The 18,196-nt window shown below is 69.8% G+C and carries 16 protein-coding genes and 1 pseudogene; 10 read left to right on the top strand and 7 right to left on the bottom strand.

Going from position 1 to position 18,196, the window contains the following annotated elements; translation table 11 throughout:
• From QWU11_RS46675 to QWU11_RS46655, 5 genes and pseudogenes are all read right to left on the bottom strand, one after another.
• Positions 1 to 349: pseudogene (locus QWU11_RS46675) on the bottom strand (hypothetical protein); the annotation flags it as partial.
• On the bottom strand, positions 346 to 1,152 hold the full coding sequence (locus QWU11_RS46670; RefSeq protein WP_290121061.1) for an ABC transporter permease subunit: 807 nt from the start codon (positions 1,150 to 1,152) through the stop codon (positions 346 to 348). The gene QWU11_RS46670 and the pseudogene QWU11_RS46675, both read right to left, overlap by 4 nt.
• Before the next feature lie 4 nt (positions 1,153 to 1,156).
• On the bottom strand, positions 1,157 to 2,125 hold the full coding sequence (locus QWU11_RS46665; protein WP_290121060.1) for an ABC transporter substrate-binding protein: 969 nt from the start codon (positions 2,123 to 2,125) through the stop codon (positions 1,157 to 1,159).
• A 157-nt stretch (positions 2,126 to 2,282) separates the two neighbouring features.
• Complete coding sequence (locus tag QWU11_RS46660; protein ID WP_290121059.1) at positions 2,283 to 3,038, bottom strand: ABC transporter ATP-binding protein; 756 nt, start codon at positions 3,036 to 3,038, stop codon at positions 2,283 to 2,285.
• Between the two features lie 351 nt (positions 3,039 to 3,389).
• Complete coding sequence (locus tag QWU11_RS46655; protein ID WP_290121058.1) at positions 3,390 to 4,298, bottom strand: ABC transporter substrate-binding protein; 909 nt, start codon at positions 4,296 to 4,298, stop codon at positions 3,390 to 3,392.
• A gap of 542 nt (positions 4,299 to 4,840) precedes the next feature.
• Here QWU11_RS46655 and QWU11_RS46650 point away from each other — a divergent pair.
• A complete protein-coding gene (locus QWU11_RS46650) occupies positions 4,841 to 6,493 on the top strand; it encodes a thiamine pyrophosphate-binding protein (protein ID WP_290121057.1) in 1,653 nt (550 codons plus the stop codon).
• Between the two features lie 56 nt (positions 6,494 to 6,549).
• Here the strand turns inward: QWU11_RS46650 and QWU11_RS46645 are convergent, their stop codons facing one another.
• Both QWU11_RS46645 and QWU11_RS46640 read right to left on the bottom strand, forming a co-directional pair.
• Positions 6,550 to 7,413 (bottom strand): ABC transporter permease, encoded by an 864-nt coding sequence (locus tag QWU11_RS46645; protein WP_290121056.1) that lies wholly within the window; start codon positions 7,411 to 7,413, stop codon positions 6,550 to 6,552.
• Positions 7,410 to 8,153: an ABC transporter permease gene (locus tag QWU11_RS46640; protein ID WP_290121055.1), complete on the bottom strand. Its 744-nt coding sequence runs from the start codon at positions 8,151 to 8,153 to the stop codon at positions 7,410 to 7,412. Before QWU11_RS46640 ends, QWU11_RS46645 begins: the two co-directional genes overlap by 4 nt.
• An 848-nt stretch (positions 8,154 to 9,001) precedes the next feature.
• Between QWU11_RS46640 and QWU11_RS46635 the strand changes: the two genes are divergently transcribed.
• The 9 genes from QWU11_RS46635 to QWU11_RS46595 all read left to right on the top strand — a co-directional run bounded on the left by QWU11_RS46635 (position 9,002) and on the right by QWU11_RS46595 (position 18,036).
• A complete protein-coding gene (locus QWU11_RS46635) occupies positions 9,002 to 11,773 on the top strand; it encodes a nitrate- and nitrite sensing domain-containing protein (RefSeq protein ID WP_290121054.1) in 2,772 nt (923 codons plus the stop codon).
• Between the two features lie 26 nt (positions 11,774 to 11,799).
• Positions 11,800 to 12,171 (top strand): roadblock/LC7 domain-containing protein, encoded by a 372-nt coding sequence (locus QWU11_RS46630; protein WP_252800356.1) that lies wholly within the window; start codon positions 11,800 to 11,802, stop codon positions 12,169 to 12,171.
• 2 nt (positions 12,172 to 12,173) lie between these two features.
• Positions 12,174 to 12,623 (top strand): DUF742 domain-containing protein, encoded by a 450-nt coding sequence (locus QWU11_RS46625; RefSeq protein WP_290121053.1) that lies wholly within the window; start codon positions 12,174 to 12,176, stop codon positions 12,621 to 12,623.
• Between the two features lie 34 nt (positions 12,624 to 12,657).
• Positions 12,658 to 13,218 (top strand): ATP/GTP-binding protein, encoded by a 561-nt coding sequence (locus tag QWU11_RS46620; RefSeq protein ID WP_290121052.1) that lies wholly within the window; start codon positions 12,658 to 12,660, stop codon positions 13,216 to 13,218.
• Positions 13,219 to 13,262: 44 nt separating this feature from the next.
• Positions 13,263 to 14,042 (top strand): SGNH/GDSL hydrolase family protein, encoded by a 780-nt coding sequence (locus QWU11_RS46615; protein ID WP_290121051.1) that lies wholly within the window; start codon positions 13,263 to 13,265, stop codon positions 14,040 to 14,042.
• A 123-nt stretch (positions 14,043 to 14,165) separates the two neighbouring features.
• On the top strand, positions 14,166 to 15,155 hold the full coding sequence (locus QWU11_RS46610; protein WP_290121050.1) for a LacI family DNA-binding transcriptional regulator: 990 nt from the start codon (positions 14,166 to 14,168) through the stop codon (positions 15,153 to 15,155).
• Positions 15,156 to 15,172: 17 nt separating this feature from the next.
• Positions 15,173 to 15,928 carry an ATP-binding cassette domain-containing protein gene (locus QWU11_RS46605; RefSeq protein ID WP_290121049.1) on the top strand — a complete coding sequence of 252 codons (756 nt, stop codon included), beginning with the start codon at positions 15,173 to 15,175 and terminating at the stop codon, positions 15,926 to 15,928.
• Positions 15,925 to 16,965 carry an ABC transporter permease gene (locus QWU11_RS46600; RefSeq protein ID WP_290121048.1) on the top strand — a complete coding sequence of 347 codons (1,041 nt, stop codon included), beginning with the start codon at positions 15,925 to 15,927 and terminating at the stop codon, positions 16,963 to 16,965. Before QWU11_RS46605 ends, QWU11_RS46600 begins: the two co-directional genes overlap by 4 nt.
• A 99-nt stretch (positions 16,966 to 17,064) precedes the next feature.
• Positions 17,065 to 18,036 (top strand): ABC transporter substrate-binding protein, encoded by a 972-nt coding sequence (locus QWU11_RS46595; protein ID WP_290121047.1) that lies wholly within the window; start codon positions 17,065 to 17,067, stop codon positions 18,034 to 18,036.
• Positions 18,037 to 18,196 lie beyond the last annotated feature (160 nt).

Below are 18,196 nucleotides of genomic sequence, written 5' to 3'. Positions count from 1 at the left end.
GGTGGTCGCCGGGGTGGGCGCAGGCCTGGCGCTCGGCCGGTCCGAGCGGGTGTTCGCCTACCTCGACCACCGACAGCGCGAGCCCGACCGCCATCCGCGCGAGGCTGGGCAGGACGTCGCCCGTGGCCTGCCCGGTGAGGAACACATGGGAGACCGGGCCGGAGAACCAGAGGTGGTACATCCGGACGACGATCCTCGACGGCGGCGGATAGAAGGCGCTGCCGGCCTCCCGCGCGCCGATCTCCCAGCAGGTCACCACGACCGCCAGCGCGGCCCAGCGGTGCAGGGCCGCCGTCAGCAGGCCCAGGCCGTACCGGCTCCGCGCGCCGGTCAGGGCGACGGCCCTCATGACGCCTCCGACCGGGCGAAGTGCCAGCGGAACAGCCGTCGTTCACCGCGGACGAGCAGCAGGTTGATGACCAGGCCGAGCGCGCCCGCCCACAGCGTGCCGGCGAGCACGTCGGTGGTGCCGTCGACCGTCTGCTGGGCCTGGGCGATGAAGACGCCGAGGCCGTCGCCGAAGCCGGACAGGATCTCGGTGCCCACCGCAAGGATGAGCGCGATCGCCGCGGCCAGCCGTACGCCCGTCGCGATGAACGGCGCCGCCGACGGCAGCGAGACGAGCCGGACCACCGCGAGCCCGCTGAACCCGTACGCACGGACCGTCTCCTTGGCCACCGGGTCGACGTCCTGCAGCCCGTAGATCGTGTTGAACAGCACGGGCCAGGCCGCCGCGTACACGATCAGCGTCACCTCGGTACGGGCGCCGGTCCCGAGGATCAGGCTGACCAGCGGGATGAGCGCGACCGAGGGGATCGGCCGCAGGAACTCCACGATCGCGCGGACCGCCGTGCCCAGGACCGGCACGCTGCCCAGCAGCAGCCCGAGCGGCACTCCGCCGCCGACCGCGATGGCCAGGCCGATGGCCCACGCGCGGATCGTGCTCCACAGGTCCGCGAGGAAGGCCGTGTCGCCGAGGAGGCCCGCCGCCCGCACGATGACCGCCGACGCCGGCGGGAGGTAGTCGCGGTCGACGATGCCGGCGCGGCCGAGGATCTCGCCGGCCGCCGCGAGGACCGCCAGCCCGGCGACGCCGCGCGCCCACCGGCCGCTACGGGTGAGACCCTTGCGTCCGGCGGGCTTGGTGGTCACGGCGTCACTGCGTCTTCGGTGCGAACACCAGGCTTCTGGCATCGAGCCTGGTCTTCAGCAGGCCGCTCTGGAGCATCATGTCGGCCAGCCGCTGGAGCTGGGCGGGGTCGAGAGACGCCGGATAGCCCGGGAGGCTGAGCGCCGCGGCCGTCTTGGCGTCCAGCCGTGCGTAGGACGGCAGCACCTGGTCGACCGTCTTCCGGTCGCCCGTCGCCGCCTGCTGGGCCTTCTCGATGGCCCGCTGGAACGCCGCCGCGGCCTTGGGATACTTCTCCACGAACCGCTGCGTCGACAGGTAGCCGCTGACCGGCAGGCCGGCGACGGCCGCGCCGCTGCCGCCGTCGAGGACGACGCGGGCGCCGAGCTTGCGCGCCAGGTCGGTGGCGAACGGCTCGGCGACGTGCACCGCGTCGACCTGTCCCTTCTGGAGCGCCGCGCCCATCTGCGGGAACGGCACCGCGCGGTACCTCACCTTCGACGGGTCGACGCCGTCGGCCTTGAGGGTCGCGTTGAGCGTCAGCGACTGGACGTTGTTGAGGATGTTCACCGCGACCGTTCTGCCCACCAGGTCCTTCGGCTGCCTGATGGGGGAGCGCGGCATGGTCAGCACGGTCATGAAGTGCGGGGCGAGGCTCGCGCCGGCGGCGAGGACGCGCAGCTTCAGCGTCCCCTGTTCCTGCGCTTGGAGGAACGTCACGTAGTTGCCGCCGGCGATGACGTCGACCTGGCCGGTCTTGAGCGCCGGCAGCGCCTGGATGCTCTGTGCCACCGGCCGGATGCGTACGCGCAGGCCTTCGGCCTCGAAGAACCCGCGCTGGATCGCGATGTGCAGCCCGGCGGTGTCGACGAGCGGGAGCGCGGCGACGGTGATCGTCCGGTTTCCCGCGCCGTCGCCGCCGGAGGAGCCGCAGCCCATCGTCGCCGCGGCTAAAAGGCCGATGAGTAGAGCGATACGGGAGGCGGCTCGGCGCATGGCGTTCCTCGGAAATGGGCGGAGCAGACGGAACGTGGCGGCCGGTCGCAGGAGGCGGCCGCTCACGATCAGTCCGGACAGTACAGCACTCCGCAGGCCATAAGAAGGGCGCGGTCGGCAGATTCTTTACTCGTCCTGACAGCGCCGGGAAGAGAGGTCAGGCGGCCTCGGAGGAGACGTTGGCGCGGACGAGGCGTCCCACCTCCGAGCGCAGGTGGACGAACGCGGGCAGTTCGCGGGTCTCGATCCGGTCGCGCTGGGCGGGCAGGCCGACGCTCAGGTCGGCGATCACCCGGCCGGGCGAGCGGCCCATGACGAGAATGCGGTCGCTGACGTACACGCTCTCATCGATGTCGTGCGTGACGAGGAGGATCGTCATGTCGCTGGCCGCGCGTACCTGAAGGAGAAGGTCCTCCAGGTCCTCGCGCGTCTGCGCGTCGACCGACCCGAACGGCTCGTCCATGAGAAGAAGGGACGGCCGGTACGCGAGCGCGCGGGCGATGGCGACCCGCTGCTGCATGCCGCCGGAGAGCTGCCAGGGGTACTTCCCGGCCGCGTCGGACAGACCGACCGCCTCCAGCGCCGATCGGGCGGCCTCGCGCCGGGCGGTCCGGTCCAGGCCGCGACGCTTCAGCGGGAAGGTCACGTTGTCGCGGACCGACATCCAGGGGAGGAGGGAGCGTGAGTAGTCCTGGAAGACGACCGCGAGGTCGTCGGGGACACCGTTGACCGGCCGGCCGGAGAGCCTGACTTCGCCGTCGGTCGGTTCCATCAGGCCGGCGATGGCCCGCAGGAGTGTGGATTTACCGCAGCCTGACTTGCCGACGATACTGACGAGTTCGCTTTCGCCGACCTCGAATGTCACGTCGTCGAGAGCCGTCTGATCACCGTACGTGTGGGTAAGTTTCAGCACTTCAAGCACGATTTGAACCCCACAGCTCCGTTTGTCGGAAACGCCAATGGTAACCCAGCGCACGCGAGCGCGACATGGGTAATGCATCCTGCGCCGAAAGTCGCGCGCCCGCACCGTGATGCGCGGCCTGCCGGAAAGTGAATGGCCAGGTCAACGGCGGCGTGCCGGGGCTTACGTCAGCGAGAGCGCCGGATATGGGTCCGCCACCACCGGGACATAGGGCCCCACGACGCGAAAGCGCGGACGGCCGGGTGCGTCCCCAGGGCGGAAAGCGAAACCGGCCGTCCCGCGGGGGCTCGCGGGACGACCGGTCTCCCGCGACCGGGGTCGCGGGACGAAGTCAGGGATCTACTAGAGGATGCCCTGCACGTCGTAGTGCTGCTTGAGGACACCGAGCTCGTTCATGAGGTCGGCGACCCGCTGCAGGCGGGTCTTGCTGAGGGTCTGCGGATAGACGCCCAGGGTGATCGTCTGGGCGACCTGCGGCGACAGGCCCTTGATGTAGGTCGGCAGGATCTGCCCGACCAGGTTGCGGTCCGTCGCCGCGGCCTGGGCCTTGGCGATGGCGCGCTGGAAGGCGGCGACGGTCTTGGGGTTCTCCTTGGCGAACTTCTGCGAGGTCATGTACCCGCCGACCGGGAGGTCGGCCGTCGGCCCGCTCATCGTGTCGACGATGACACGCGCGCCGAACTTCTGCTGGGACTGACTGAGGTAGGGCTCAGTCATGAAGGCGGCGTCGATGGAGTGGTTCTCCAGCGCGGCCGGCATCTGGGGGTACTGGATCTCGACGAGATGAGCGTCCTTGGGGTTGACCCCGGCGTTCTTCAGCGCGGCGTTGGTCAGCAGGGACGGGAAGCCCTTCGCGTTGATCAGGCCGATCTTCTTGCCGGCCAGCTGCTTGGCGCTGTGGATCGACGAGTTCGGCACCGTGATGATGGGGTACAGGTTGCTGCGCCCCTGGTAGCCGTCCGCGATCACCTTCACCTTGATGCCCGTCGAGGCCGCCTGGACGATCGGGATGTAGGCGCTGTAGGACATGTCCACGCCGCCCGACATGACCTTGGAGATGGTCACGGAGCCGTTGGCCAGGATCGTCGGGGTGACGTTGAGGCCCTCGGCCTTGAAATAGCCCTTGCTTCGCGCGATATAGATGCTCGCGGCATCCGCGATCGGCAGCACGCCCACCTTGATATTCGTCTTCTCCAGGCCGCTCGAACTCTTGGAGGAGTCGGAGTCACCGCACGCGGTGAGGGCCGACAAGGCAAGCGTGATAAGGGCAGTCGCATAAGTCCAGCGACGTATTTTCATGAAACTCCTTGTGGGGGAATCGCGCTGGACCCTTAGTCGGCGTGCGCGGGGAGGCGGGCAGGCCTCGACCACCGGCTTCAGGTCACTCAGAGTACGGCCGCGCCAGAGTATAGGCCCGCAACATCCGTACGTCTGGGTACCTACCGCAAAACGTGTATCAGAACCGGACGATCTGGACTCTCGTCACCCAGCGTGCACGAACTGTGGTCGTGGTGTGGTCGCGATCGCGCTGTTCGGGGCCGTGTGAGCGACCCAGGGATGAACTGGTCGTAACTGGGGCAGTCACGGCAATTCGTCAGAGACCGGTGCTATAGCATCCGATGCGCGCTGAGGCTCGGCCGGCGGACCGCGAGGCCCGAGGGCTCTGACGTGGTGTGCGCCGCCGGTCCGGGGCCGACATGCCCGCTGGCATCGAATGAAAAGAGGGCCATGTTCCCATCCCTGCTCATCTCTCCCCAGACGAGATCGTCCGTGTCCGCAGCGGGACGGCCGGCGTGACCGGCCCGGGCCGCAGCGGCGGACGGGCGGTGCTGGAGACCCTCCTCGCCTGGGGGGTGCGACGCGTCTTCACCTGCCCGGGAAGCACAGAGGCGGCGTTCCTGGACGCGACGCTGGACCATCCCGACTTCGAGGTCGTCCTCACCCCGCACGAGTCGATCGCGGTGTCCGCGGCCGACGGTTACGCCCGCGTCACCGGCGAGCCGGCCGTCGCGTACCTGCACACCCACGTCGGGCTCGCGAACGGCCTCGGCCACCTGAACGCGGCCCGCCTGGCCCGATCGCCGGTCGTGGTCCTCAACGGCCTGAAGCCCACGCTGCTCCAGTCCCACCAGGGCTTCACGTGCATCCCGGACACCGGCCGCCTGGCCGAGCCGTACGTGCGCTCGCAGTGGCAGTCGCTGCGGACCGAGGAGATCCCCGAGGACCTCAACCGGGCCTTCCGGCTCGCGCTCACCGAGCCGGCCGGGCCGACCTGGGTGGGCCTGTCACAGGACCTGATGAACGGCACTTGCACCACGCCGGTGCCCGACCCCGGGCGTTTCCGCCCCCGGGCGCGTACCGCTCCGGACCCCGACCTGGTCCGCGAGGCGGCCGGCCTGCTCGCCTCCGCCGCCAGCCCGCTGCTGGTGGCCGGTGCGGAGGTGGCGCGGCACGGTGCGGTCGGCGAGCTGATCGCGCTCGCCGAGCGGCTGGGCGTTCCGGTGGTCAACGAGGACCGGCGGACCTACGAGCGGCCCGGGTTCCCCACGTCGCATCCGAACTACGCCGGGCTGTACGCCGCGAACCGCCCGATGGTGCGCGACAGCGACGTGATCGTGTTCGCGGGCTGCCGCTGCTTCACCGAGTTCGAGGTGCCGCGCGGTTCCGACGTGCCGGAGGGCGCGCGTACGGTGCACATCCACTCCGACGCGGCCGAGATCGGCAACATCTACGGCGTCGACGTCGGCATCGTGGCGGACGAGCGTCTCGCGCTGTCCGCCCTGCTCGCCGGGCTTCCCGAAGGGGATCTCGCGGCACGCGCCGGCCGGGTGGCGGAGGCGCGCGCGGAGTACGAGGCCGACCCCGGTCCGCTGCCGCCCGAGACCGAGGGCGTCGAGAACGTCGCCGCGGTCGCGGCCGCGCTGGCCGAGCAGGTCGGGGAGAACACCACGGTCGTCGGCGACGCGACGACGACCGGGGCGATCCTTCTGCGGCGCCTTCCGCAGGACCCGCCGCACCAGTACTACACGACCTCGTCGGGGTCGCTCGGCTGGGCGATGGGCGCGGCGCTCGGCATCAAGCTCGGCCGGCCCGAGCGCGAGGTGGTCGCCGTCCTGGGCGACGGTGCCTTCCAGTTCGGCCCGCAGGGCCTCTGGGTCGCCGCCCGCTACCAGATCCCGGTCACGTACGTGGTTATCAACAACGAGTCGTACGCGGCGGTGGCGGCCGCTCTGCGGCGCTACGGGGGCACCGCGGTCGAGCGCGGCGACTTCCCGGGCAAGGATCTGTCGGGCATCGACGTGTCCGCGCTCGCGCGTGGATACGGCGTTTTCGGACAGCGCATCCACAGCGCCGGCGAGCTCGGCGAGGCGATGGCGAAGGCACGGGCCCAGCAGGGTCCGGCGCTGATCGAGATCATGACGGACCCGGACTACCTCGGGCCCTGACGAAACGAAACGGCGGCCCGCGACCGGGAAGGTCGCGGGCCGCCGCCGTCGCTCCGCTACTGGTCGACGCGCCGCGCGCCGCGGTGCCAGGCGAGCACGCGCCGCTCGACCGCCAGCAGCGCGGCGTTGAAGGAGTACCCGATGATGCCCAGGAGCACGATGGCCGCCCACATGTCGGGCAACTCGAAGGAGTCCTTGGCCGCGTAGAGCGTGTAGCCGATGCCGTTCGTGCCGCCGACCATCTCCGAGATCACCATCAGGATGATCGACAGCGACAGGCTCACGCGCAGGCCGGCGAAGATCTTCGGTCCGGCCGAGGGCACCACGATCAGCCGGAACCGCTCGACCCGCGACAGCGCGAACACCCGGGAGATGTCGATCTGCAGCGGCTCGACCGAGCGGGCCCCCTCGATCGAGTTGAGCAGGATCGGCCAGAGCACGCCGAAGACGATCACCGCGAGCCGCATGGTCAGGCCGAGCTTGAACAAGACGATGAAGACCGGGATCAGTGTCGGCGACGGGAGCGCGCGGAAGAACTGGATCAGCGGGTCGACGTAGTCCAGCAGCGTCTGGGAGCGGCCGAGCAGCACGCCCAGGCTCACCCCGATCACCACGGCGATGGCCCAGCCGGCGAGCATCCGGCCGATGCTGGGCAGGACGTTCTCGGTCGCGGCCTCGGTGAGGAACAGATGGCTCGCCGGGCCGGTCAGCCACAGGTCGTACATCCGTTTGGCGATCGTCGTGGGGTGCGGGAAGTACAGCTTGTCGTCCTCGGGCACGCCGACGTACGTCACGAGCTGCCAGATCGCCACCGCCACGGCGAAGACCGCCCAGCGAAGAGCCAGGCCGGCCGGCCCGGACCGGCCGAACGGCCGGGTTCTGCGCGGCGCGGCCGCGACCGGCGCGGTCGTGGTGCTCATGAGGCTCTCCCGAGACGTTCGTAGTGCCAGCGGAACAGGCGCCGCTCGATGGTGCGCATGGTGACGTCGATCAAGTATCCGAGCAGGCCGGCGATGCCCGCCGCCGCGAAGACGACGTCGGCGTGGGTCGCGTCGGAGCTGGCGTTGAGGATGAAGATCCCGATGCCGTGCTCCCCGCCGCCGGCGGTCAGCTCCGTGCTGATGGTGACGATGAGGGCGATCGAGGACGCCACCCGGATGCCGGTGGCCACGAACGGCGCGACGCTGGGCAGCGCGACCCGGGCCAGGATCACCGCCCGGCCGAGGCCGAACGAGCGCGCCATCTCGCGCGGAACCGGGTCCACGTCGCCGACGGCGTAGACCGTGTTGATCAGGATCGGCCACATCGCGGCGTACGCGGCGAGGGTCTGCTCGATCTGCGCCTGATCGGCGATCATCAAGATGACGAGGGGGATCAGCGCGACGGCCGGGATCGGGCGCAGGAACTCGATGAGCACCCGTACGGCCGAGTTCACGACCGGCAGGCTGCCGAGCAGCAGCCCGACCGGCACCGCGATGACGACGGCGATGAGCAGGCCCACCGCCCATACCTTCAGGGTCCAGGCCACGTCCTGAAGGAATCCGCCGTCTGTCAGGAGGCCCCCGGCGCGGGCGAGCACGGATGACGCGGGCGGCAGGTAGGAACGGTCCACCAGCCCGATCCGGCCGATCACCTCGCCGATCAGCAAGAACACCAGCACGCCGACCAGCCCGCGGACGGCGCGGCGTCCCTTCGGCGACCGAAGCCTGCTGGGCGTGGAGGCGGCGGGGGCTCGAATACCTGAACTGGAATCCGTCGCCGGGGCCGGTGTCCTGACACTGTGGTCAGCCAATGGTCACTCCCTGGCGGCCGGTAGACACCGGCCTGACGTGCGGAATGTGGCGGTGTGCCGTGGCGGGTGCCGTGGAAACGGCACCGATGAGGCGGCTCCGACTTCGAGCCGTCTCTGGTCTGGCGGTGGGGCGAACCTATCCTAATGATGAGTTTCCGGGGCGTCCGTCCGGATTGCCGGGCCTTCGGGTGCTACTTTCGGTGACGGACGGCGGCACCCCTCGCCGTCCGGTTCGCGGGAGCCCGCGTACGGTGAATGCCGTCCGTTATTGGTGACCGATGAGTCGCCGAGAAGGGACTCTCTGTGACCATTGCTCTCGGTTCGATCTCGTTCCGCTCGAACATGGTCCCCCGGCACTTGCCGTGGGGTCCGGTGAGGGCAATGATGTTGCGCGCAAATCAGTCCGTGCCCGACTTCTAGGCAGGATGATGCAGAAAACAGAGAAATATAAGTTAGGTGGGACATAGGATCGCCTCGGTTATATGCAGTCGGTTCCGTTTTGGGTAGCGAGACCACTCTGTGTTGGCGTAACTGTGCTCGACTGGCAGGTGCCTCCCGTCGGTCGACTGCATCGTTCGGCAGGAGCCCAGGACGGTTTGATCCGGTGAGACGCAGCGGAAGGTAGTGTGGACAGCGACGGAGATCGACCGCGACAGAGCGTCGTGGACACATCCCAGCCGACGGACGAAGGCGCGGGCCGCCCCAACAGGCGCTTCGTGACACGCTTCGGGCTTCGCAACTGGAAAGTGTCGGTACGGCTCGTCGCGCTCATCGTCATCCCGACGATCGTGGCCGGCGTACTCGCGGGTCTGCGAGTCAGCAGCGCTCTGGGTAACGCGACGACGTTCGGGCGCATTGAGCAGCTGGCCGCGCTGGGCGACAAGCTGAGTGTGCTGACGCACGCGCTTGAGGGCGAGCGCGACATGACAGCCCTCTATGTCGCCTCGACCGGCAACAGCGCGACCAAGAGCGACCTGCAGCGCGTCGAAGGCCAGGTGGACACGGCCGTGCAGGGCGTACGCGCCCAGGCCGGCCACATCGACGGCTCTTATCCGAGCCTCGTACGGACCCAGGTACGCGACATCCTCAACCGGCTCGACCAGTTGCCGAGCCTGCGCGCGCAAGCGACACAGAGCAAGCTGCCCCCTGACGCGACGGTCGACAAGTACAGCGAGTTCGTCTCGGACTTCCTGAACTTCAACAACCTCATCTCTCAGGGCAGCTCGGACGCCGATCTGGCGGAGACCTCACGGTCGCTCTCCTCTCTGGCCGCGGCCAAGGAGGACTCCTCCAAGGAGCGCGGCTACCTCGCCGTGGCGCTGGCGGCCAAGGGCTTCCAGCCCGGCACGTTCGAGGAGTTCCAGGCGGCGCGAAGCCAGCGGGACACCGACATCGCGGCGTTCCAGGCATCGGCCACGGCGGAGGAGAACCAGCTCTACTCCGACACGGTCGCCGGGCCGGAGGTCGACCAGGCGGAGCTCATCCGCCAGCAGGCCGACAACACGGCGAGCAAGGCACCCGACCTGCAACTGGTCGGCATGCAGAACAGCGATCCGCGCACGTGGTTCAACGACATGACGGTCCGCTCCGACAAGATGCGCGTCGTCGAGGACCGGCTCGTCCACAACCTCCTGGACAAGAGCAACGACCTGAAGACTCAGGCGCAGCGTTCGGCCATGCTGGTCGGCGGCCTCCTGCTCTTCGTCCTGTTGCTCGTGATCCTCGCGGTCGTGATCGTGGCGCAGTCGCTCGTACGTCCGCTGCGCCGGTTGCGTACCGGTGCCCTGGACGTGGCCGGCAGCCGGCTGCCGGACTTCGTTCGCCGGCTGCGCGAACCCGACGTCGAGCAGGTCAACTTCGACGTCGAGCCGATCGAGGTCGATTCGACCGACGAGATCGGTGAGGTCGCGCGGGCCTTCGACGAGGTCCACCGCGAAGCGGTACGCCTGGCCTCCAACGAGGCCATGATGCGGGGCAACGTCAACGCGATGTTCGTCAACCTCTCCCGCCGCAGCCAGTCGCTCATCGAGCGCCAGCTGCGACTGATCGAGGATCTCGAGCAGAGCGAGCAGGACTCCGGCCGGCTGGACAGCCTCTTCAAGCTGGACCACCTCGCGACCCGTATGCGCCGCAACTGTGAGAACCTCCTGGTTCTCGGCGGCCAGGACCAGGCGCGCCGGTGGAACAAGCCGGTCCCGCTCGTGGACATCGTTCGCGCCTCGCTGTCCGAGGTCGAGCAGTACGAGCGGATCACCCTGCGGATCCAGGACGAGGTCTCGGTCAACGGCCGGGTCGTCAACGACCTCGTCCACCTCGTGGCGGAGCTGGTGGAGAACTCCACCTCCTTCTCACCCGAGCACACCAAGGTCGCGGTCTCCGGACACCTGCTCAGCGGTGGCGGGGCCATGCTCCAGATCTCCGACAGCGGCGTCGGCATGTCGCCGGAGGAGCTTGAAGAGGCCAACTGGCGGCTGGCCAACCCGCCGACCATCGACGTCTCGGTGTCCCGCCGCATGGGCCTGTTCGTGGTCGGTCGTCTTGCCCAGCGGCACGGCATCCGTGTCGAGCTGCGGGCCGCGCTGTCCGGCGGCCTCACCGCGTTCGTCATCCTCGCGCCCAACGCGATCATGCAGGACGCGGGCAAGGTCCGGCCCCAGCGGATCGAATCGCTCCCGGGTGGTCCGGCCATGGACCGGTCGGCGGTGCAGCCGCCGCCCGTACGCGGTGAGATCTCCCGGCCCGGCGAGATGCCACGGCCGAATGAGATGTCGCGGCCGGGTGACCTTCCGCGGCCGGGGGAGATGGACCGGCCTCCGGTTCCGGACACCCCCCGCGAGCCCCTGCGGTCCCACGGCTCGACGCTGCCCAAGCGCAAGTCGGCGCCGACGTCGCCGCCAGGGCGTGGACCGGGTTCGACCGCGCCGTCGCGTTCGTCGCGTCCGCAGGGCGTGCCGCCGTCCGCGAGGTCGGCCGGCCCGCCGCCGAGTCAGCCGCCGCCGGAGCCGCCGCCCCGGCCGCAGCCGCAGCCTCAGCCGGCTGTGTCGGCCTTCGGTGATAGCCGGCCGATGAGTGAGAACAACGGACGTTCGCCTATCTTCGAGGCAATGCAGTCGGAATGGTTCCAGCGGCGTAAGACAGGATCTATGAACCGTGCTGATTCCTCCCCGCCGCGGGAGTGGTCGTCACCGGGCGACGAAGGTTGGCGAGCCGCGGAGACGATCCGCGCCCCGGCAACCGGCGGGCAGACCAGTACCGGTCTGCCGAAGAGGGTTCCGGGAAGCAACCGGATCCCCGGCTCGGTGGGCGCGGTGCCCAGACCAGAACAGCCAGCTCAGCCCGCTCAGCCCGCGCAGCAGGCGCCTCCCCCGGCGGAATCCCGCCCGCCGCAGGCCGAAGCTGTACGGAACCGTTTCGCGAGCTTCCAGCAGGGCGTACGTAAGGGTCGCGCCGCGACCCGGCCCGAAGATGATGAACGGGAGAACCAGTGAACAGCCGCCAGGACCTCAGTTGGCTGGTGACGACATTCGTCGAACGCGTCCCCCGAGTCGCGCACGCCGTGGTGGTCTCCTCCGACGGTCTGCCGATGGCGTACTCCGAAGGCTTCCCGGCCGACCGCGTCGACCAGCTCGCCGCGATCGCCTCGGGACTGACCAGCCTCACCCAGGGCGCGGCCCGCATCTTCGAGGGCGGGGCGGTCACCCAGACCCTCGTGGAGATGGAACGAGGGCTGTTGTTCGTAATGGCGATCAGTGACGGTTCCGTGCTGGGCGTCCTCGCCGCACCCGACTGCGATATGGGATTGGTGGCCTACGAAATGGCACTGCTCGTCGAGCGCGTGGGCCGGGTGCTGACACCTGCCCTGCGCGCGGAACCTGGGATCGGTTAAGGGTGGACGGCGGCAGGTACGGCAACTACGGGTACGGCTCGTTGTCCGGGCCGAACCCAGGTCCGCACCGAGACCCGCCGCCGGGGCCGCCCTCGCCGCCCTCGGAGACGGGAGACTCGAGTTCGCTGGTGCGGCCCTACGCGGTCACCGGCGGACGCACCAAGCCGCGGTACGACCTGCCGATCGAGGCGTTGATCTCGGTCGCACCGTACCCGCGTCAAGACATCACGACTCTCACCCCCGAGTACAAAGCCATCATCGATCTGTGCCGTAACTGGCGTTCGGTGGCGGAAGTGTCGGCCCTGCTCCGACTGCCGCTCGGCGTAGCCCGTGTGCTCATCGCGGACATGGCACACGAAGGCCTGCTGCGCCTGCATCAGTCTCCCTTCACTGAGGGGCAGCCTGACCTCCAGCTGCTGGAAAGGGTTCTCAGTGGACTTCGCAAGCTCTAATCCGGGTTCTTCCGGCTCTGGTCTGACCTCTGGCATGACCTCCGTCAAGATCATCGTCGGAGGTGGCTTCGGGGTCGGGAAGACGACTTTTGTCGGATCGGTCTCGGAGATCATGCCGCTGACGACCGAGGCGGTGATGACCCAGGCCAGCACGGAGGTCGACGACCTCTCGTCGACCCCGGACAAGACCACCACGACCGTCGCGATGGACTTCGGCCGGGTCAGCCTCGACCGAGAGCTCATCCTCTATCTGTTCGGCACACCCGGCCAGCACCGTTTCTGGTTCATGTGGGACGACCTGGTCAAGGGTGCGATCGGCGCGGTCGTCCTCGTGGACACCCGCCGGCTCGCCGACTCGTTCGCCGCGGTCGACTACTTCGAGGAGTCCGGGGTGCCCTTCGTCGTGGGCATCAACGGCTTCGACGGCGTGTACACGCACGCCATCGAGGACATCCGTGACGCGCTCACGATCGGCCAGCACGTGCCGATCGTGACGTGTGACGCACGGAATCGCGAGTCGACCAAGGCGACGCTCATCACGCTCGTCGAACACGCTCTGTCGATGCGCGGCCGAGGAGTGCCGATCAACCACTGACCCCGATGAACGTCGTCGCGGACGTCGATGCATCATTGGTCGATGTGACCGACTCCGCTTCGACTTACTCCTCATATGTGGCCCTCGGTGACAGTTTCACCGAGGGCCTCAACGATCCGGACCCGGCCGGCGGTTACCGCGGCTGGGCCGACCGGCTCGCCGAACATCTCGCCGCCGCCTCCTCCTCCGTTGACGGGCTGCGCTACGCCAACCTCGCCGTACGCGGCAAGGTGCTGCGCCAGGTCATCGCCGACCAGGTGCCGCGCGCCGTCGAGCTGCGGCCGGACCTGATCACGTTCTCGGCCGGCGGCAACGACCTGCTCCGCCCCCGCGCGGACCCGGACGGGCTCGCGGAGGCCATGGAGGGCGCGATACGGCGCCTGCGGGACACCGGCGCGGACGTGCTGATGTTCACCTCCTTCGACACGCGCGACGTGCCGGTGCTGCGCCGCGTCCGCGGCAAGCTGGCAACGTACAACCTGCACGTACGCGACATCGCCGACCGGCACGGCTGCCGCGTGGTGGACCTGTGGTCCATGCGGACACTGCTCGACCCGCGCGCCTGGTCCGCGGACCGGATCCACCTGGCGCAGGAGGGCCACCGCCGGGTCGCGCTCGCCGCCTGCGAGGTCCTCGGCGTCCCGGCCACCGGCGACTGGCGCGAACCGTTCCCGGCCGCACCCGTCGCCGGCTGGCTCGACTCACGCAGGAGCGACATCGAGTGGGCGAAGACGTACTTCCTGCCGTGGATCCAGCGCCGCCTGCGGGGCCGTTCGTCCGGGGACGAGGTCACCGCCAAGCGCCCGGACCTGCACCCGCTCTGAGCCTCGCGCTCCGCGGTTTTCCGTACGGGCTTGACGCCGGACCCGCCGGGATGAGATGACAACGTTGTCGTCTCGTCCCGCCATTTGCCGGCGCCGTTCAGAAGGGGGCCCATGCGGCCGACCATGCGCGATGTCGCGCGCCACGCCGGCGTGAGCCTCAAGACCGTCTCGCGGGTCGTCAACGGCGAGGTGGGTGTGCGGCCGGACACGACCGAGAAGGTCGACGCCGCCATCGCGGCGCTGGGCTTCCGCCGTAACGACATCGCGCGGGCGCTGCGCGGCGGAAAGCGGACCCGCAGTCTCGGGCTGGTCATCAAGGACGTCGCCAACCCGTTCTACTCCCAGATCGCGCGCGGGGTGGAGGAGGTCGCCCGCACGAACGACCTCCTGGTGATCTCCGGATGCTCCGACGAGGACCCCGCGCGCGAACGCCACCTCATCCGCTCGCTGTGCGAGCGCCGCGTGGACGGCCTGCTCGTCGTCCCCTCGGGCAGCGACCACCGCTACCTGATCTCCGAGATCAACATGGGCACCCCGGCGGTGTTCATCGACCGCCCGCCCGAGGACGCGCTCGAGGCCGACGTCGTCCTCATCGACAACGTCGGCGGGGCGCGCGCGGCCGTCAGGCACCTCGTGGAGCACGGCCACCGCCGTATCGCCTGTCTGTCCGACCTGCCCGGCATCTTCACCGCGAGCGAGCGTCTCCGCGGCTACGAGGAGGCCCTGCGCGAGCACGGCGTCACGCTGGACCGGTCCCTCGTACGCGCGGGCCAGCACGACGTGGCCGGCGCGGAGGCCGCGATGGCCGAGCTGCTCGCCCTGGGCGACCCGCCGACCGCGGTCTTCACCGGCAACAACCGGCTCACGGTCGGCGCGCTGCGCGCCATCCAGGCCGCCGGCACCGGCACGGCCCTGGTCGGCTTCGACGATCTGGAGCTCGCCGACATGCTGGCCACGCCGGTGACCGTCGTGGCGCACTACCCGGCGGAGATGGGCCGCCGGGCCGCCGAGCTGCTGTGCCGCCGCATGGCGGGGGAGGCCCTGCCACCGCAGCGTGAGGTCCTGCCGACCCATCTGATCGTCCGTGGCTCCGGGGAGCTGCCGCCGCCTTGACCCCGAGGAAGGTGCACATGACGGATCCGCTACTGGAGGCACGAGGCGTCACGAGACGCTTCGGCCACGTCCAGGCCCTTCGCGGGGCCGCCTTCACCGCGTACGAAGGCGAGGTCGTCGCGCTGATCGGCGACAACGGGGCGGGCAAGAGCACGCTGGTGAAGGCGCTGGCCGGCGCGCTGCGCCCCGACTCGGGAGAGATCCTGCTCGACGGCCGCCCGGTGCACCTGGCCGGCCCCGTCGCCGCCCAGCGGCTCGGCATCGAGACGGTCTACCAGGACCTGGCGCTCGCCCACGACCTCGACGCCGCCGCGAACCTCTTCCTCGGCCGCGAGCTGACCCGCTTAGCCTTCCTCAACGTGCTGGACCGGCCCGCAATGCGGCGGCGGGCGGCGGAGGCGTTCGACGAGCTCGGCATCCGCCTGCCGGACATGTCCGCACCCGTACGCCAGTTGTCCGGCGGTCAGCGGCAGTGCGTCGCCGTGGCGCGCGCGGTCGCGTGGGCCTCCCGCGTGGTGTTCATGGACGAGCCGACCGCGGCGCTCGGCGTCGTCCAGCGCAAGCAGGTCCTCGACCTGATCCGCCGCGTACGGGACCGGGGTGTCACGGTCGTGCTGATCAGCCACAACATGCCCGAGGTACTCGCGGTCGCCGACCGGGTGGAGGTGCTGCGCCTCGGCCGCCGGGTGGCCAGGTTCACCGCCGCCGACACCTCGGTGGAGGAACTCGTCTCGGCCATGACCGGGGGCCTGGACCAGGAGGACGCCGCGTGAGCGAGCGAGCCGACGCGGGCGGTGTCTCCGTCTCCGGCGAAGGAGACCTCACGAGCCCGGCGGGACGCGTCCTGGCCCTGCTCCGCTCCAACACGCTGTGGACGCTGGCCGTCCTCGTCGCGCTGTTCCTTTTCTTCGCCGCGCTCAAGCCGGCGGAGTTCGCCACGACCTTCAACATCCGCAACGTGCTGACCGACTCGGCGATCCTGCTCGTCCTGGCCGTCGGCATGACCTACGTCATCGTCACCGCCGGGATCGACCTGTCGGTCGGCTCCATCCTGGTGTTCTCCGGCGTGGTCGCGGCCAAGACGATGGTGGCGCTGGGCGGCACGACCGCGGGCTGGGGCGCCATCGCCCTCGGCGCGCTGGCCGGGGCCGGCTCCGGCCTCGGCTGGGGCCTCGTGAACGGCCTGCTGGTCGCCAAGGCGAAGATCCCGCCGCTCATCGCCACCCTGGGCAGCCTCGGCGTGTCACTCGGCCTGGCCCAGGTCATCACCAACGGCAGCGACGTGAACCAGATCCCGGCCAAACTGTCCAACGCCATCGGGTACGGCCTGGTGGCCGGCGTCCCGTGGCTCGTCATCATCGCGGTGGCGATCGCGATCCTGTTCGGGCTGCTGCTCGCCCTCACGCGTTTCGGCCGGCACACCTACGCGATCGGCTCCAACGCGGAGGCCTCGCGGCGGGTCGGCATCAAGGTCGACCGCCACCTCATCAAGGTCTACGCCCTGTCCGGCCTGCTGTCGGGCGTGGCCGGCGTGCTGTCGCTGGCGCACTACACGACCACCACGATCGCCAGCCACACCTCCGACAACCTGGGCGCGATCGCGGCCGTCGTCATCGGCGGCGCCAGCCTGTTCGGCGGCGTCGGCGGCATCGGCGGCACGGTCATCGGGGTGCTGATCCCGGGGGTGCTGCGCAACGGCCTGATCATCCTCGGGGCGCAGCGGTTCTGGCTCGACGTCGCGGTCGGGGCCGTCCTGGTCGTCGCCGTCTTCTTCGACCAGTTGCGGCGCAGTGCCCGAGAACGCCAATGAAGGAGGCACCTGGAGCGATCCCGACGAGCGAGCGGAGTGTTCGGCGCCGCGGAGCAAGCTGGACGCGGAGCGAGTGAGGAGCGGTGAGGGACAAGTGACATGGTGAACAGGTACGTCGTCGCGGCGGCGGCGCTGGCATTAACGGTGACCGGTGCGTGCGGAGGCAGTGGCTCGTCCTCTTCCTCCGGCGGAGGGGAGAAGAAGCTCACCCTGATCCAGGGCATCGCGAACGAGCCGTTCTACATCTCGATGTACTGCGGAGCCAAGGCCGAGGCGGCCAGGCTGGGCGCGCGCCTCAGCGTCCAGGCGCCGGCCCAGTGGGACGTCGCGCAGCAGACCCAGGTCGTGACCTCGGTCGCCGCCTCACGTCCGGGCGCGGTGCTGATCGCCCCGGTGGACAAGGACGCGATGGCGGGCCCGATCCGTCAGCTCAGCGGCAACGGCAGCAAGGTCGTCTTCGTGGACACCGAGCTGTCCGACCCGTCGATGGGCCTGTCCCGGATCTCCTCGGACAACCGCCTCGGCGGGCGGCTCGCCGCCCAGACCCTCGCCAAGCTGATCGGCGACAAGGGCAAGGTCATGGTGCTGGCGCCCACGCGGGGCATCGCCACCACCGACGACCGGGTGGGCGGCTTCAAGGAGGAGCTCGGCCGGCATCCGGGCATCAGTCTCGTCTTCGAGCAGTACCCGGGCGACGACGCGGGCAAGACCACCGAGGTGGTCAACGCCGCGCTGTCCAGGAACCCTGACCTGGACGGCATCTTCGGCTCCAACCTGGTCACCGGCGAGGGCGCGGCGGCGTCACTGAAGCAGGCCAGGAAGGTCGGCTCGGTGAAAATGGTCGAGTTCGACGCCAGCCCCAAGCAGGTCGAGGACCTCAAGGCGGGCACGATCCAGGCGCTGATCAGCCAGGAGCCGCTGGAGATCGGCCGCCAGGGCGTCGACCAGGCGGTGAACGCCCTGGACGGCAAGCCGGTGACCAAGCGCATCAAGACCCAGCTCGTGGCCGTCACCAAGGACAACGTCGACAGCCCCGACATCGCCAAGTACCTGTACAAGCAGACCTGCTGACCGCCGATGTGGGGACGGCCCAGACGGCACGACGGCCGTCCCCACGGGCCGTCCCCACGGGCCGTCCCCACGGGCCGTCCCCACGGGCCGTCCCCACGGGCCGTCCCCACGGGCCGTCCCCACGGGCCGTCCCCACGGGCCGTCCCCACGGGCCGTCCCC

Source organism: Actinomadura sp. DC4 (assembly GCF_030406325.1).
In the GTDB taxonomy this organism is placed as follows: domain Bacteria; phylum Actinomycetota; class Actinomycetes; order Streptosporangiales; family Streptosporangiaceae; genus Actinoallomurus.
This window is presented reverse-complemented; position numbering and strand designations above follow the sequence as displayed.

Excerpts from the sequence above, each read along its gene's own strand:
- QWU11_RS46665 (WP_290121060.1), bottom strand. The coding sequence starts at position 2,125 with ATGCGCCGAGCCGCCTCCCGTATCGCTCTACTCATCGGCCTTTTAGCC.
- QWU11_RS46645 (WP_290121056.1), bottom strand. The coding sequence starts at position 7,413 with ATGAGCACCACGACCGCGCCGGTCGCGGCCGCGCCGCGCAGAACCCGG.
- QWU11_RS46620 (WP_290121052.1), top strand. The coding sequence starts at position 12,658 with ATGACCTCCGTCAAGATCATCGTCGGAGGTGGCTTCGGGGTCGGGAAG.
- QWU11_RS46610 (WP_290121050.1), top strand. The coding sequence starts at position 14,166 with ATGCGCGATGTCGCGCGCCACGCCGGCGTGAGCCTCAAGACCGTCTCG.
- QWU11_RS46605 (WP_290121049.1), top strand. The coding sequence starts at position 15,173 with ATGACGGATCCGCTACTGGAGGCACGAGGCGTCACGAGACGCTTCGGC.
- QWU11_RS46595 (WP_290121047.1), top strand. The coding sequence starts at position 17,065 with ATGGTGAACAGGTACGTCGTCGCGGCGGCGGCGCTGGCATTAACGGTG.